The organism is Ramlibacter sp. GCM10027632 (assembly GCF_042675325.1).
Classification (GTDB): Bacteria; Pseudomonadota; Gammaproteobacteria; order Burkholderiales; family Burkholderiaceae_C; genus Ramlibacter.
Genome location: NZ_JBHTGW010000012.1, coordinates 77,295 through 90,709 on the forward strand (window position 1 = coordinate 77,295; position 13,415 = coordinate 90,709).

General features: G+C 71.8%; 14 protein-coding genes. 8 read left to right on the top strand and 6 right to left on the bottom strand.

The window, feature by feature from the left end:
• Positions 1–5: 5 nt before the first annotated feature.
• Positions 6–833, top strand: a complete 828-nt coding sequence (gene panC, locus ACFQZY_RS16980) for a pantoate--beta-alanine ligase (RefSeq protein ID WP_377418008.1) — start codon at positions 6–8, stop codon at positions 831–833.
• Positions 834–843: 10 nt separating this feature from the next.
• Here panC and ACFQZY_RS16985 read toward each other — a convergent pair whose 3' ends face one another.
• Positions 844–1,764, bottom strand: a complete 921-nt coding sequence (locus tag ACFQZY_RS16985) for a LysR family transcriptional regulator (protein ID WP_377418010.1) — start codon at positions 1,762–1,764, stop codon at positions 844–846.
• Between the two features lie 128 nt (positions 1,765–1,892).
• On the opposite strand from ACFQZY_RS16985, the gene ACFQZY_RS16990 reads away from it, so the two are divergent.
• The 4 genes from ACFQZY_RS16990 to ACFQZY_RS17005 are packed head-to-tail and all read left to right on the top strand — an operon-like array spanning position 1,893 to position 5,684.
• Complete coding sequence (locus ACFQZY_RS16990) at positions 1,893–2,858, top strand: Bug family tripartite tricarboxylate transporter substrate binding protein (RefSeq protein ID WP_377418012.1); 966 nt, start codon at positions 1,893–1,895, stop codon at positions 2,856–2,858.
• A 2-nt stretch (positions 2,859–2,860) separates the two neighbouring features.
• Positions 2,861–4,093 (top strand): CaiB/BaiF CoA transferase family protein, encoded by a 1,233-nt coding sequence (locus tag ACFQZY_RS16995; RefSeq protein ID WP_377418014.1) that lies wholly within the window; start codon positions 2,861–2,863, stop codon positions 4,091–4,093.
• A gap of 24 nt (positions 4,094–4,117) precedes the next feature.
• Positions 4,118–4,501: a cupin domain-containing protein gene (locus ACFQZY_RS17000; protein WP_377418016.1), complete on the top strand. Its 384-nt coding sequence runs from the start codon at positions 4,118–4,120 to the stop codon at positions 4,499–4,501.
• A gap of 19 nt (positions 4,502–4,520) precedes the next feature.
• Entirely contained in the window at positions 4,521–5,684 is a 1,164-nt protein-coding gene (locus tag ACFQZY_RS17005) for an acyl-CoA dehydrogenase family protein (RefSeq protein WP_377418018.1), read from the top strand.
• Positions 5,685–5,835: 151 nt separating this feature from the next.
• Here ACFQZY_RS17005 and ACFQZY_RS17010 read toward each other — a convergent pair whose 3' ends face one another.
• Positions 5,836–6,516, bottom strand: a complete 681-nt coding sequence (locus ACFQZY_RS17010) for a hypothetical protein (RefSeq protein WP_377418020.1) — start codon at positions 6,514–6,516, stop codon at positions 5,836–5,838.
• A gap of 149 nt (positions 6,517–6,665) precedes the next feature.
• Here ACFQZY_RS17010 and ACFQZY_RS17015 point away from each other — a divergent pair, with 149 nt between their 5' ends.
• Positions 6,666–6,845 (top strand): hypothetical protein, encoded by a 180-nt coding sequence (locus tag ACFQZY_RS17015; RefSeq protein ID WP_377418022.1) that lies wholly within the window; start codon positions 6,666–6,668, stop codon positions 6,843–6,845.
• 65 nt (positions 6,846–6,910) lie between these two features.
• On the opposite strand, the gene ACFQZY_RS17020 is transcribed toward ACFQZY_RS17015, so the two are convergent.
• Both ACFQZY_RS17020 and ACFQZY_RS17025 read right to left on the bottom strand, forming a co-directional pair.
• Positions 6,911–7,378, bottom strand: a complete 468-nt coding sequence (locus tag ACFQZY_RS17020; protein WP_377418024.1) for an RrF2 family transcriptional regulator — start codon at positions 7,376–7,378, stop codon at positions 6,911–6,913.
• 70 nt (positions 7,379–7,448) lie between these two features.
• Positions 7,449–8,360: a LysR family transcriptional regulator gene (locus ACFQZY_RS17025; protein ID WP_377418026.1), complete on the bottom strand. Its 912-nt coding sequence runs from the start codon at positions 8,358–8,360 to the stop codon at positions 7,449–7,451.
• A gap of 144 nt (positions 8,361–8,504) precedes the next feature.
• Between ACFQZY_RS17025 and ACFQZY_RS17030 the strand changes: the two genes are divergently transcribed.
• Together ACFQZY_RS17030 and fghA are read left to right on the top strand one after the other, a co-directional pair.
• The gene (locus ACFQZY_RS17030; RefSeq protein WP_377418028.1) at positions 8,505–9,611 is read left to right on the top strand and encodes an S-(hydroxymethyl)glutathione dehydrogenase/class III alcohol dehydrogenase; all 1,107 of its coding nucleotides are present in this window, start codon (positions 8,505–8,507) and stop codon (positions 9,609–9,611) included.
• 2 nt (positions 9,612–9,613) lie between these two features.
• On the top strand, positions 9,614–10,459 hold the full coding sequence (fghA, locus tag ACFQZY_RS17035) for an S-formylglutathione hydrolase (protein WP_377418030.1): 846 nt from the start codon (positions 9,614–9,616) through the stop codon (positions 10,457–10,459).
• Positions 10,460–10,489: 30 nt separating this feature from the next.
• Here the strand turns inward: fghA and ACFQZY_RS17040 are convergent, their stop codons facing one another.
• Together ACFQZY_RS17040 and ACFQZY_RS17045 are read right to left on the bottom strand one after the other, a co-directional pair.
• Positions 10,490–11,857 (bottom strand): glycosyl hydrolase family 8, encoded by a 1,368-nt coding sequence (locus ACFQZY_RS17040; RefSeq protein ID WP_377418032.1) that lies wholly within the window; start codon positions 11,855–11,857, stop codon positions 10,490–10,492.
• Positions 11,858–12,146: 289 nt separating this feature from the next.
• Positions 12,147–13,082, bottom strand: a complete 936-nt coding sequence (locus ACFQZY_RS17045) for a LysR family transcriptional regulator (protein ID WP_377418034.1) — start codon at positions 13,080–13,082, stop codon at positions 12,147–12,149.
• Positions 13,083–13,415: the final 333 nt, after the last annotated feature.

The window sequence follows — 13,415 nt, forward strand, 5'->3', positions numbered from 1 at the left end:
TCCGCATGAAGATCGTCCACACCATCGGCGAGCTGCGCGCCGCGCTCGCCGGGGCGCAGCGCCCCGCCTTCGTGCCCACCATGGGCAACCTGCATGACGGCCACCTGGCCCTGGTGCGCCAGGCCCGCACGCTGGGCGACGTGGTCGTCGCCAGCATCTTCGTCAACCGCCTGCAGTTCCTGCCGCACGAGGACTTCGACCGCTACCCGCGCACCCTGGACGCCGACTGCGCCAAGCTCGCGCCGGCCGGCTGCGACATCGTCTTCGCCCCCTCCGAGCAGGACCTGTACCCCGAGCCCCAGGGCTACAAGGTGCACCCGCCCACCGAGGTCGCCGACATCCTCGAGGGCGAGTTCCGCCCCGGCTTCTTCGTCGGCGTGAGCACGGTGGTCATGAAGCTGTTCGGGTGCGTGCAGCCGAAGTACGCCTGCTTCGGCAAGAAGGACTACCAGCAGCTGATGGTCATTCGCGGCCTGGTGCGGCAGTTCGCGCTGCCCATCGAGATCGTCGCGGGCGAAACGCTGCGCGCCGACGACGGCCTGGCCCTGTCCTCGCGCAACATGTACCTCTCGCCCCCGGAGCGCCAGGAGGCGGTGCAGCTGTCGCTGGCGCTGAAGGCGCTGGCCGCCCAGGTGAAGTCCGGCCGCCGCGACTTCGCCGCAATGGAGCGCGAGGCCCTGGACGCCCTGCGCGCGCGCGGCTGGCAGCCGGACTACCTCACCGTGCGCCGCCAGCACGACCTGCAGGCCCCGCAGGGCGAGGAGCCCCTGGTCGCCCTCGGCGCGGCCAGGCTGGGTGCCACGCGCCTGATCGACAACCTCGAGATCGCCTGACGCCGCGGGCTCACCCCGGCGCCCGGGCGCGCCGGCGGCCCGTTCCCAGCCCGCGCAGCGTCTGCGCCGCGCTGCGCAGGAAGCTGTCCAGCGCCGGGCGGGCATGCGCCGGATTCCACACCAGCAGCGCCGGCGCAGGCGCCGCAGGCCCCGCGAAGCGCACGAAGCGCACGCCCTCCACGCGCGACTGCGCGATCGAGCGGGGCACCAGCGACACCCCCAGGCCCTGGGCCACCATCGCCACGATGGTGAGCCACTGGCGCGCCGCATGCACGGTGCGCGGGTGGATGCCCGCGCGGCTGAAGATGGCGATGACGTTGTCGTAGTTGGCCGGCGAGACCTCGCGCGAGAACATCACGAAGCTCTCGTCCCGCAGCGCCTGCAGGTCGACCACCCGCGCGCCGCTGCGCGGGTGGGTGGCGGGCAGGGCCACCACGAACTCGTCGGGCACCAGCGGCAGCGACTGCAGCTGCGGCGGCACCGACGGGGCATTGATGAAGCCGGCGTCGAGGCGGCCATGCAGCAGGTCCTGCAGCTGCTCGGCGGTGGACATCTCGCGCAGCACCACGTCGATGCCCGGCATCTCGTGGCTGAAGGCCTGCACGATGGCGGGCACGTCCCGGTAGACCAGGGAGCCGGTCGTGCCCACGTCGAGCCGGCCGCTGATGCCCCCGGCCACCGCCTGGGCGATGCTGCCCGCGCGGGCCACGCGGTCCAGGATCTGCTGTGCCTCGACGAGGAAGGCGGTGCCGGCCGGCGTGAGCGCGACATGCTTGCTGTTTCGCAGCAGCAACTGCACGCCCAGCGCCTCCTCCAGGGACTTGATGGCTGAACTCAGGGGCGGCTGCGTGATGGACAGCCGCTGGGCCGCCCGGCCGAAGTGCAGCTCCTCGGCGAGTACGACGAAATAACGCAGGAAATGCAGCTTCATCCCGGGAACCTCAAGGATTCGAGAAAAGAATCATACGAGCCAAAAAATGAATTGGACGGGAATCGTCACCCCGGCCACGATGTCTCGCCCGGACTCACATAACCACAGACCGCCTCCAGGAGACTCGCATGACGTTCATCACCCGCGCCCTCGGCGCCGCCGCCCTCGCCGCCTCCGCGGCCGCCATGGCGCAGGCCCCCGCCTACCCCACCGCCCCGATCACGATGGTGGTGCCCTTCGCCGCCGGCAGCGGCACCGACGCGGTGGCCCGCATCGTCGCCAAGCGGCTGGGCGAGCGGCTCAAGCAGCCGGTGCTCGTCGACAACAAGGCCGGCGCCAGCGCCCAGATCGGCGCGCAGTTCGTCGCCAAGGCCAAACCCGACGGCTACACGCTGTTCATGACGACGAACACCTCGCACTCGGCCAACCCGGCGCTGTTCACCAACCTGAAGTACGACCCGATCAAGGACTTCACGCCGGTGGTGCGCGTGGGCGAGCTGCCCTTCGCGCTGTTGGTCAACGCCTCGCACCCGGCCAAGACCCTCCAGGAGTTCATCGGCATCGCGAAGGCCCAGCCCGGCAAGCTGTCGTACGCCACGCCGAACAGCACCTCGCTGGTGGCCTCGGAGACCATCAAGCGCATCGCCGGCATCGACGTGCTGGGCGTCCCCTACAAGTCCAGCCCGCAGGCGCTCACCGACCTGGCGGGCGGGCAGGTGCAGATGTACGTGGCCGACCTCGGCTCGAGCATGGGCATGATCAAGGGCGGCAACGTGCGCGCCCTGGCCGTGACCACCCGCGCGCCGCTCAAGAGCCTGCCCGGCGTGCCGCCGGTGGCCAGCGCCGTGCCCGGCTTCGACCTCACCTCCTGGAACGGCATCTTCGGCCCCGCCGGCCTGCCCAAGCCGGTGGTGGACCGCCTCAACGCCGAGGTGCTGCAGGTACTCGCCGAGAAGGAGGTGCAGGACCAGCTGAGCCAGCTCGGCTTCGAGGTCTGGCCCAGCAAGACGCCCGAGGAATTCACCAAGTACGTGGCCGACCAGCTCGCGAACTGGACGGACCTGATCAAGCGCGCCGGCATCCGGCCCGAGTGAGCATGCAGCCTGCCGACTCCCGCCCGGCGCGCACCGGCCCCCTGGCCGGCGTGCGCATCCTCGACCTCACCTCGGTGATCATGGGGCCCTTCGCCACCCAGATCCTGGCCCAGCTCGGGGCCGAGGTGATCAAGGTCGAATCTCCCGACGGCGACAACATGCGCCATGTCGGGCCGATGAACCATCCCGGCATGGGCCACATCTTCCTGCACGCCAACGCGGGCAAGAAGAGCGTGGTGCTGGACCTCAAGCAGGCGCAGGGGCGCGAAGCCGCCCTGCGCCTGGCCGAGGGCTGCGACGTCTTCATCACCAACGTGCGGCCGCTGGCCATGGCCCGCCTCGGCCTGGGCTACGAGGCGATGCGGCAGCGCAACGGGCGCCTCATCTACGTGAGCTGCTGCGGCTTCGACCCCGAGGGCCCCGACGCCGCCCGCCCGGCCTATGACGACCTGATCCAGGGCGCCACCGGCGTGCCCTGGCTGATGCAGCAGTACGGAGCGCCCGAGCCGGGCTACGCGCCGACCACGCTGTCGGACCGGGTCACCGGCCTGCACGCAGTCTACGCCGTCACGGCGGCCCTCTATGCCCGCAGCCAGACCGGCCTGGGCCAGGAGGTGGTGGTGCCGATGTTCGAGGCCATGTCGCAGTTCATCCTGGGCGACCACATGGCCGGCCTGAGCTTCGAGCCGCCGCGCGGCGAGCCGGGGTACGCCCGCCTGCTCACGCGCCACCGCAAGCCCTACGCCACGCGCGACGGCATGCTGTGCGTCCTGATCTACAACGACAAGCACTGGCGCAGCTTCTTCGCCGCGATCGGCGAGGGCGACGGCCTGGGCGCCGACCCGCGCTTCGCCACGCACGGCGCGCGCGCCGCGAACATCGACGCGGTGTACGCCGAGGTCGCCCGGATCATGCGCACCCGCACCACCGCCGAATGGCGCGCGCTGCTGGATGCCGCCGACGTGCCGAACATGCCGATGAACAGCCCCGCCGACCTGCTGGCGAACCCCCAGCTGCGCGCCACCGGCTTCGTGCACGACACGGTGCACCCGACCGAGGGCCCGCTGCACACGCTGGCCCACCCCACGCGCTGGTCGGCCACGCCGCCCGAGCGCCGCTTCGCGCCGGCCCCGCGCCTGGGCGAACACACCCTCGAGGTGCTGCGCGAGGCGGGCTACTCCGACAACGACCTGCGGGCCCTGGCCGACCAGGGCGCCTGCATGGCCGCCGCCTGACCCCTTCCTCCTTCCCGTCCTCCCATGAAACCCAAGTACCTGGTCCGCGCCGCGGACGTTCCCGGCTACCACCCCGCCAACCACGACCACACCACCAACCAGCGCCTGATCGGCCCCGAGACCGTCGGCGCGCGCCACATGGAAGTGGTGCTGGGCACCCTGCACAAGGGCGGCGGCGCCCTGCCCCATGCCCACCCCGGGCTGGAGCAGGCCTGCTACCTGCTGGAAGGCACGGCCCATGTCGAAGTGGCCGGCGAGTCGTTCGAGATGGTGCCGGGCGACACCTGCTTCTTCCCCGCGGACGCCCTGCACGTCTTCACCGTCACCAGCGACACGCCGGTGAAGCTGCTCGTGATCTACAGCCCGCCCTACGGCGAATCGCCGGACAAGGTCGTCCGCCCCCAGTGACCGCGAGCGAGGCCCCGACATGAATTTCCACTGGACGCCCGAGCAGGAGCAGATCCGCGAGGCCATCGAGAAGGCCTGCGCGCCCTTCGACGCCGACTACTGGCTGCGCAAGGACCGCGAAGGCGGCTTCCCGCACGACTTCCACCGCGCGCTGGCCGATGCCGGCTGGCTCGGCATCGCCATGCCCGAGGCCTACGGCGGCGCCGGCCTGGGCATCAGCGAGGCGGCGCTGATGATGCACACCATCGCGGCGACCGGCGCCGGCCTGTCCGGCGCCTCGGCGGTGCACATGAACATCTTCGGCCTGCACCCGGTCGTCGTATTCGGCACCGAGGAACAGAAGCAGCGCTGGCTGCCGCCCCTCATCGCCGGCCAGGACAAGGCCTGCTTCGGCGTCACCGAGCCGAACACCGGCCTGAACACCCTCAAGCTCAAGACCCGCGCGGTGCGCGAGGGTGACCACTACGTGGTGCATGGCCAGAAGGTCTGGATCAGCACCGCGCAGGTGGCCAACAAGATCCTGCTGCTGGCACGCACCACGCCGGTGGAGGAATGCCAGGGCACCGAGGGCCTGAGCCTGTTCTACACGGACCTGGACCGCGCCACCGTCGAAGTGCGCGAGATCGAGAAGCTCGGGCGCAAGTGCGTGGACTCCAACCAGGTCTTCATCGACGGCCTGCGCATCCCGGTGGAGGACCGCGTGGGCGAGGAAGGCAAGGGCTTCAGCTACATCCTGCACGGGCTGAACCCCGAGCGCATCCTGATCGCCTCGGAAGCCATCGGCCTGGGCCGCGCCGCGCTGCGCCGCGCGGCCAACTACGCCACCGAGCGCGAGGTCTTCGGCCGCCCGATCGGCAAGAACCAGGCGATCCAGCACCCGCTGGCCAAGTCGTGGATGGAGCTGGAGGCGGCGCACCTGATGGTGCAGAAGGCGGCCTGGCTCTATGACCAGGGCCTGCCCTGCGGCGCGGAGGCCAACAGCGCCAAGTACCTCGCCGCGGAAGCCTGCTACGGCGCCTGCGAGAACGCGATCTTCACCCACGGCGGCATGGGCTACGCCAAGGAATACCACGTGGAGCGCTACCTGCGCGAAGCCTGGATCCCGCGGCTGGCGCCGGTCAGCCCGCAGTTGATCCTGTGCTTCATCGCGGAGAAGGCCCTGGGCCTGCCCAAGTCGTACTGACCCGGACGGCGGCCTGCGGCATCGGCGGGCCGTCAGCGGATCGAGGCACGGACCTTCTCGATCTCGTCGCGGCAGACCTTGACCGTCGCCTGCTCGCAGGAGGCGGCTTCCAGCGCCACCTCCTGGATGATCTTCTGCTCCTGCGGCGAGGTCAGGCGACGTCGGCCGGCGTGGCCGAATAGGACAGCGTGTACAGGCCCCTGGCCGCCCCGGGCGCGGCGCCCTGCGCCTGCAGCGCGGCGTCGGACAGCTCGCCGGCCGCCAGGGCGCGCAGGGCCTCGAGGTCGTAGCCGGTGGCGATGAAGACCCAGTCCGCCGTGCCGTCCCCGCCGCGGATCTTCTGCTCGGTGGTCTGCGCGATCGCCGGCGTCTCGTGGCGCAGCAGGTGGCCGCCGACGCAGCCGGGGCGGTCCGCCAGCGCGGCGCCCAGCGCGCCGAGCGCGCCGCGCAGCGCGCCGTCACGCCCCGCGGCCGGCGACAGCCGCACGGTGAGCGCGTGGCGCGCGGTGTGGCTGCCCGCCGATTCCAGCACCCGGCACTGGCTGCGGACCATGTGGCGGTGGTGCGGCATCATGCGCGTGGACCAGGGCGTGGGCGCATTCAGGCGCGCCTGGTAGGCGGGCGAGGAGAGGACCTCGTAGGCCTCCAGCTCGTACACCTGGAAGACGCCCTCGCCGCCATCGGCGCTGGCCCAGCGCGTGGCGCGCCGGAACCCGGGGATGCCCAGGCGCTCGCGGAAGTGCTCGTGCGAATGCCAGTCCTCGAACTCGGCGCGCATCTCCGGCGCCATGTCCCACCACATCGCCAGGGCGGCGGTTCCCATCAACGCCATGCCGGTGCCTCCGGCGCGGCGGGTGCGCGCATCACGATCATGTCCATGTCTCCTGCGCCCGCCTGTGTCCGGGGCGTCCCGGCCCATCATGCCAAAAAATCTGAACGTCCCCCGACGGCGCCGGCCTCGCGCAGGTCGCCACCGAGGCCTTGCTGAAGATGCTGGCCGACCCCCGCACGCGCGGCTACAGCGTGGTCCAGGACACCCAGGCGCACGGCATGAGCTCGATGGCGGCGCCGGTGCGCAGGGGCGACGGCCTGGTGCTGGCGGGCCTGGACCCGGGGCCGCTCCCGTTCGACGTCGCCACCGGCGCCTTGCGCGCGCTGTGACGGGTGGAGCCGGCATCGAGCGACAACCGCCTCAACGACGGCCGCTGCGGCGCTGGCCGGCCGGGTCAGCGCCGGCGCGCGGCGTCCGCCGGGGCCGCCACCGGCTCGATGAACAGGATGCGCGCGATCTGGTGGCGGTTGCGCGCCAGGTCGGCGAGGGTGTAGCGGTCCAGCACCGCGTAGAAGGCCTCGAGGGCCTCGCGCAGCACGCCGCGCAGGCGGCAGGCCGGCTCGATCGCGCAGCGGAGCTCCTCGCCGAAGCACTCGGCCACTTCGTCCCCGCCCTCGGTCGCCCGGACCACCGCGCCGACCCCGATCTCCCCGGGCGCCAGGCCCAGCTCGATCCCGCCGCCCTTGCCGCGCACGGTGGCCAGCCACCCCTGCCGGCCGAGGAAGTGCACCACCTTCACCAGGTGGTTCTCGGACACGTCGAACGCCTGCGCGATCCGGGCGATGGTCGCCCGCTGCCCGGGCTGCGCCGCCAGGTAGATCAGGACGCGCAGGCTGTAGTCGGTGAAGGCGGAGAGTTTCATGGCCGCAGGCGGGGTCTCGATCGGGCGAGCTTACCGTCGCCGCCTGCCCCGGGCCGGCCGGCTCGGCGCGTCACCCGCGCAGGCCCTCGCCGTGCCGGCGCACCGCCTCGACGATGTGGTCGAACACCAGCCGCACCCGCGCCGGCACCGGCCCGCGCTGCGGCCGGTACACGTAGACGCCCCAGGGCGGCGGCGCCAGCTGCGGCAGCAGGCTCACCAGCCGCCCCGCCCGCAGCAGCGGCGCGCACAGGTAGTCCGGCACCTGGCCGATGGCGGCGCCCGCGAGGATGGCGCCGAGCTCGGCGTCCGGGTCGTCGGTGAGGAAGGTGCGCGCGCCGGGCGTGAACTGGCGCCCGCCCTCGAAGTGCCAGGGCCAGGTGCGGCCGGTGTTGGGGTCGAGCAGCGCCGTCACCGGCAGGTCCGCCAGGTCCTCGAGCCGGCGCGGGGCGCGGATGCGCGCCAGCAGTCCCGGCGTGGCGACCAGGCAGAACGCCACCTCGCCGGCCTTGCGCGCGACGAAGCGGTTGTCCCGCAGGAAGCCGATGCGCACGCCGACGTCGATCTGCTCGTCGACCACATCGGCGAAGGCATCGGACAGCAGCACGTCCAGCGCCAGCCCGGGCTGCGTGGCCGACAGCCCGCCCAGCGCCGGCACCACGCAGACCCGCCCCAGCACCCGCGGCGCGGTGATGCGCACGCGCCCGGTGAAGGCGGTGGCGGCGTCCTGCGCCGCCGGGTGGAACAGCGCCTCCGCCTCCGACAGCAGGGACCGCGCCCGCACCGCCAGCTGCTCGCCGAAGGCGGTGATGCGCACCTGCCGCGTGCTGCGGTGGAACAGCAGCTCGCCGAAATGCGCCTCCAGCTCCTGGATGGAGCGGGTCACCGACTGCGGCGAGGTGCCCAGGCGCGCGGCCGCCTCGCGGAAGCTGCCGCCCTCGGCGGCGGCCTGGAAGATGCGCAGGAGTTCGAGGTGGTTTTGCAAGCAGGACGGCGCCGATTGTTCCAGTCGGCGGAATTCTAAAGTCCCCTTTCTTCCATTTACAGCCAGCCGCCGGTGACCGACCATCCCGGGCTTGCGCGGGCGCGAGGCCCGCACCGACCCCCGACCCGAGAAGAGGACACGACCATGAAGACCCGAGCCGCCGTCGCCTGGAAAGCCGGCCAGCCCCTGACCATCGAGACCGTCGACCTGGACGGCCCGCGCGCCGGCGAGGTGCTGGTGGAGGTCAAGGCCACCGGCATCTGCCACACCGACTGGTACACCCTGTCCGGCGCGGACCCCGAGGGCCTGTTCCCCGCCATCCTGGGCCACGAGGGCGCGGGCGTGGTGGTGGACGTGGGCGCCGGCGTGACCAGCCTGCGCCCCGGCGACCACGTGATCCCGCTGTACACGCCCGAGTGCCGCCAGTGCAAGTTCTGCCTCTCGCGCAAGACCAACCTGTGCCAGGCGATCCGCGCCACCCAGGGCAAGGGCCTGATGCCCGACGGCACCAGCCGCTTCTCGCTGGACGGCCAGCCGCTGTTCCACTACATGGGCACCTCCACCTTCGCCAACCACATCGTGGTGCCGGAGATCGCGCTGGCGAAGATCCGCCCCGACGCGCCCTTCGACAAGGTCTGCTACATCGGCTGCGGCGTGACCACCGGCATCGGCGCGGTGATCTTCAACGCCAAGGTGGAGGCCGGCGCCAACGTGGTGGTGTTCGGCCTGGGCGGCATCGGCCTGAACGTGATCCAGGGCGCGCGCATGGTCGGCGCCGACAGGATCATCGGCGTGGACCTGAACCCCGGCCGCGAGGCCATGGCCCGCCAGTTCGGCATGACCCACTTCATCAACCCGAAGGACGTGGACAACGTGGTCGACGCCATCGTGCAGCTCACCGACGGCGGCGCCGACTACAGCTTCGAGTGCATCGGCAACACCACCACCATGCGCCAGGCGCTGGAGTGCACGCACAAGGGCTGGGGCCGCAGCATCATCATCGGCGTGGCCGAGGCGGGCGCCGAGATCAGCACCCGCCCCTTCCAGCTGGTGACCGGCCGCAAGTGGGAAGGCTCGGCCTTCGGCGGCGCGCGCGGCCGCACCGACGTGCCGAAGATCGTGGACTGGTACATGGAGGGCAAGATCGACATCGACAGCCTGATCACGCACAAGCTGCGCCTGGACCAGATCAACGAAGGCTTCGACCTGATGAAGCGCGGCGAGTCGATCCGCTCGGTGGTGGAGTTCTGAGCATGGCGGCCCTGGAGACCCTGTCCGCGCACCGCTGCTTCGGCGGCACGCAGGGCTTCTACCGGCATGCGTCCGCGGCCACCGGCGGGCCGATGCGCTTCGGCGTGTTCGTGCCGCCGCAGGCGGCGGCGGGCCCGGTGCCGGTGCTGTTCTTCCTGGCGGGCCTGACCTGCACCGAGGAGACCTTCGCCTTCAAGGCCGGCGCGCAGCGCCTGGCGGCGCAGCTCGGGCTGATGCTGGTCACGCCGGACACCAGCCCGCGCGACACCGGCATCGACGGCGCGGACGCCGCCTGGGACTTCGGCCACGGCGCCGGCTTCTACCTCGACGCCACGCAGGCGCCGTGGTCCGCCAGCTTCCGCATGGAGACCTGGGTAGCGCGCGAGCTGCGCGAGCTGGTGCTGGCGAACTTCCCGGCGCGCGGTGACCGCATCGGCATCTGCGGCCACTCCATGGGCGGGCACGGCGCGCTGACGCTCGCCCTGCGCCACCCCGGCGCCTACCGCAGCGTCTCGGCGATCGCGCCGATCGCCGCGCCCTCGCAGTGCCCGTGGGGCGCCAAGGCCTTCGCCGGCTACCTGGGCGAGGACCGCGCGGCCTGGGCGGCGCATGACGCCACCGCCCTGATCCGCGCCGGCGGGCGGCTGCCGCCGCTGCTCGTGGACCAGGGCCTGGCCGACAAGTTCCTCGCCGAGCAGCTGCACCCGCACCTGCTGGAGGCCGCCTGCCGCGAGGCGGGCCAGCCGCTGGCGCTGCGCCGCCACGAGGGCTACGACCACGGCTACTACTTCATCGCCACCGTCATCGACGACCACCTGCGCCACCACGCGCAGGCCCTGGCGGGCTGAGGGCGCGCCGCCGCCCGCGGGTGGCGCCCGTCACGGGTTCCACCAGTTGCCCGAGGCCACCAGCATCGGGATCAGCTGCAGCTCGCTGTCGTAGTAGTCGGTGGTGAAGTGGGCGGCATTGGCCGACCACAGCGTGTCCAGGAAGGCCTGGTGCTCGGCGTCGACCATGCAGCCCACCATCAGCGGGCCCACCGTGCTCTCGGCGAAGTAGCGCCCGCCGACGGCGCTGCCGTCGAGGTTGTAGAGGCCGGCGGCGTTGAACGGGTTGCCGCCGCAGTCGGCCCGGAGGAAGCGGGTCATGTCGCTGACCACCGCCTTCCAGCCCGCGTCCCCCGAGAACAGGTAGTCGGTGCCCCAGCGCCAGGGGTTGCGCACCGCGTTGGCGTCGTAGAGGCCCTCGTAGGGCCCTTCGATGAGGTTGCCCGGCGAGGGCGCGGGGCGGGTCGTGCAGTCGACGATGAAGCCGGGCTGCAGGCGCGCCACCGGCGAGTGGCTGGCGACGATGCCGGTGACCAGGCTGAGGCAGCGGCTGATCGCCAGGTCCCAGAAGGCGTCGCCGGTGGCGCGGCGGAAGGCGCGGAAGTGGCCGACCATGTGGTCCGAGGTGCGGGTGTTGGTGCGCTGCGGCCCGCGCGGCTCGCCGGTGGCGGCGAAGTTCACCGACTTGAGCGCCGCGATGGTGGCCAGCGCCTCCTGGCGGTAGTTCACCGCGCCGCCCGAGCCCCACTGGCGGTCGGCCATGAGCAGGGCCAGGGCGATGTCGAGGTCGCCGTCGGTGGCGTTCCAGCCGTCGCCGGCGCTGCCCATCGCGGACGACAGCCGCCACTCGTGCAGGTACTTCGCCTCGGCGCGGCCGGCGTTGATGTGGCCGTAGGCGGGGCGGCCGCGCGCGGTGCGCAGCAGGCCGTCGAAGGCGGTGCGCGCGTCGGGATCGCTGCCCGCCATCAGCACCGAGATCAGCATGCCGTAGCCGATGCCCTCGGACACGCAGGCGTAGCTCGTGTTCGTGAAGCGCACATGCCAGGCATCGGTGATCACCAGGCCGGCCAGCGTGCCCGCCGTGGCGGTGAACGCGGGCGACTTCACCAGGTTGCGGGCCTTCCACGCCGCATGGCAGGCGGTGATGCTGGCGTCCATGGCCGCGAAGCTGGCGGAGGCGGGCAGGATGCCGAAGGGGTAGCGCCCGTTCACCAGGTCCTTGCGGGAGCCGAAGGGGTAGGCGACGGTGCCGGGGGCCGGCGCGGGCGCCGGCGCCGGGGCCGGGGCCGGCGGCGGCTTCACCGGCTTGCGGGCGATCTCGGCATCGGGCGCCGGCGCGGACGTGCCGCCGCCGCCGCAGGCGGCCAGGGTCAGGAGGGCGGCGGCGGAGCCGCCATGGAGGAACAGGCGTCGTTTCATCGGGGATGCGGAAGGACTCGGAACGAAGCCGGGCGCGGGCTGGCGCCTCAGCAGGCGGCGCGACTCTAGTAGGACGTGTCCGACATCCATGTAGGAGATTGCTTGCACGCGTAACCAGGCGCACCGGCGCATGGACGGCGGGACCGTGGATGAGCCTGAGCTGGCGAGCGCTGCCTCAGCCGAGGGACGCAGCGCCCCGGCGGGGCACGAGCCGCGCGCGGCGTCGAGGGCGCGCCGCGGTTACGGGCGTGGGGATGGAGTTACCGCTGCTTGCGGCAGCCGGGCGGGGTCAACCCGCCGCGCCGGCGAGCCCGAGCGCGCGGTCCATCCGCAGCGCCGCGAGCTTGGCCAGCTGCCGCAGCCACAGCAGGCCCTGGTCCGAGGACTTGTACTTGTGCCACTGCATCCGCTGGTCCATGCGGGGCAGCGCGACCGGCAGGTCCAGCAGCGCCAGCGGATGGTGGTTCGCCAGCTGCATGGCCAGGCGCCGCTGCACGGTGGCGATGCGGTCGGTGCCGGCCAGCAGCATGGGCAGCGAGGTGAAGCCGTACGAGCTGACCTCGATGCGGCGCTCCACCCCCAGCTGCTCCAGGGCCACGCTCTCGAAGCTCTTGTGGCTGGCCGACGGCTGCATCACCACATGGCCGGCGGCCTGGTAGGCCTCCAGCGAGAGCGGCCGGCCCACGTGGCGGCTGTCATGGCACACCACGCAGCAGAAGGACTCCTCCACCAGCGGCTCGGTGGGGTGGTCGGTGGAGGCGTAGTTGTTCGGGATGACCAGCAGGTCGGCGTCGCCGCGCTCCAGCATGCGCTGGGGCGAGTCCACCTGCGGCAGGAACTGGAAGCGGATCGAGCGCGTCTCCTGGTGCGCCAGCGCCAGCACGTGCGGCGCCAGGGTGCTGAGCGTGTAGTCGGAGACGACGATGCGGAACTGCCGGTTCGAGTCGTGCGGCTGGAACATCGGCGGGTTGGCCACCGTGGCGTCGATGCGCACGAGCACGTCGCGCACCGCGTCGCGCAGGCCCTCGGCGCGCGGCGTGAGCTCCATCCGGCGCCCGATCTGCACCAGCAGCTCGTCGTCGAAGTACTGGCGCAGGCGCGAGAGCGCGTTGCTCATGGCCGACTGGCTCAGGTAGACCCGCTCCGCCGCCAGCGTGATGCTGCGGTGCTCCAGCAGCGCGTCGAGCGCCACCAGCAGATTGAGATCCAGCTTGTTGAACCGCATGCGCCGCTTCGTGGGTAGGGATGAGGAGCGCGCAGTGTAGTGGCCCGCGCGCCTGCGGCAGAGGACGGGACCCGAACTAAGTAGATACCCTAAAAGTATTTCCCGGTTCGATTCCTCGCATGTCTCGAATCAATTTCTCAAATGGGAGCCGCGTCCTTAAGGTTGCGCCCCTGATCCGTGAATTGAGAGACATGCCGGTGACCCACGACTACGCCAGCAGCCAACGCAAACCCAGCAAGCACCTGGTCGGCTTCGCCGCGGTGGTGGTGCTGCATGCCCTGCTGTTCTGGGCGATCAACTCCGGCCTGGCCCGAGCCTTCGTCAAGAAGCTCA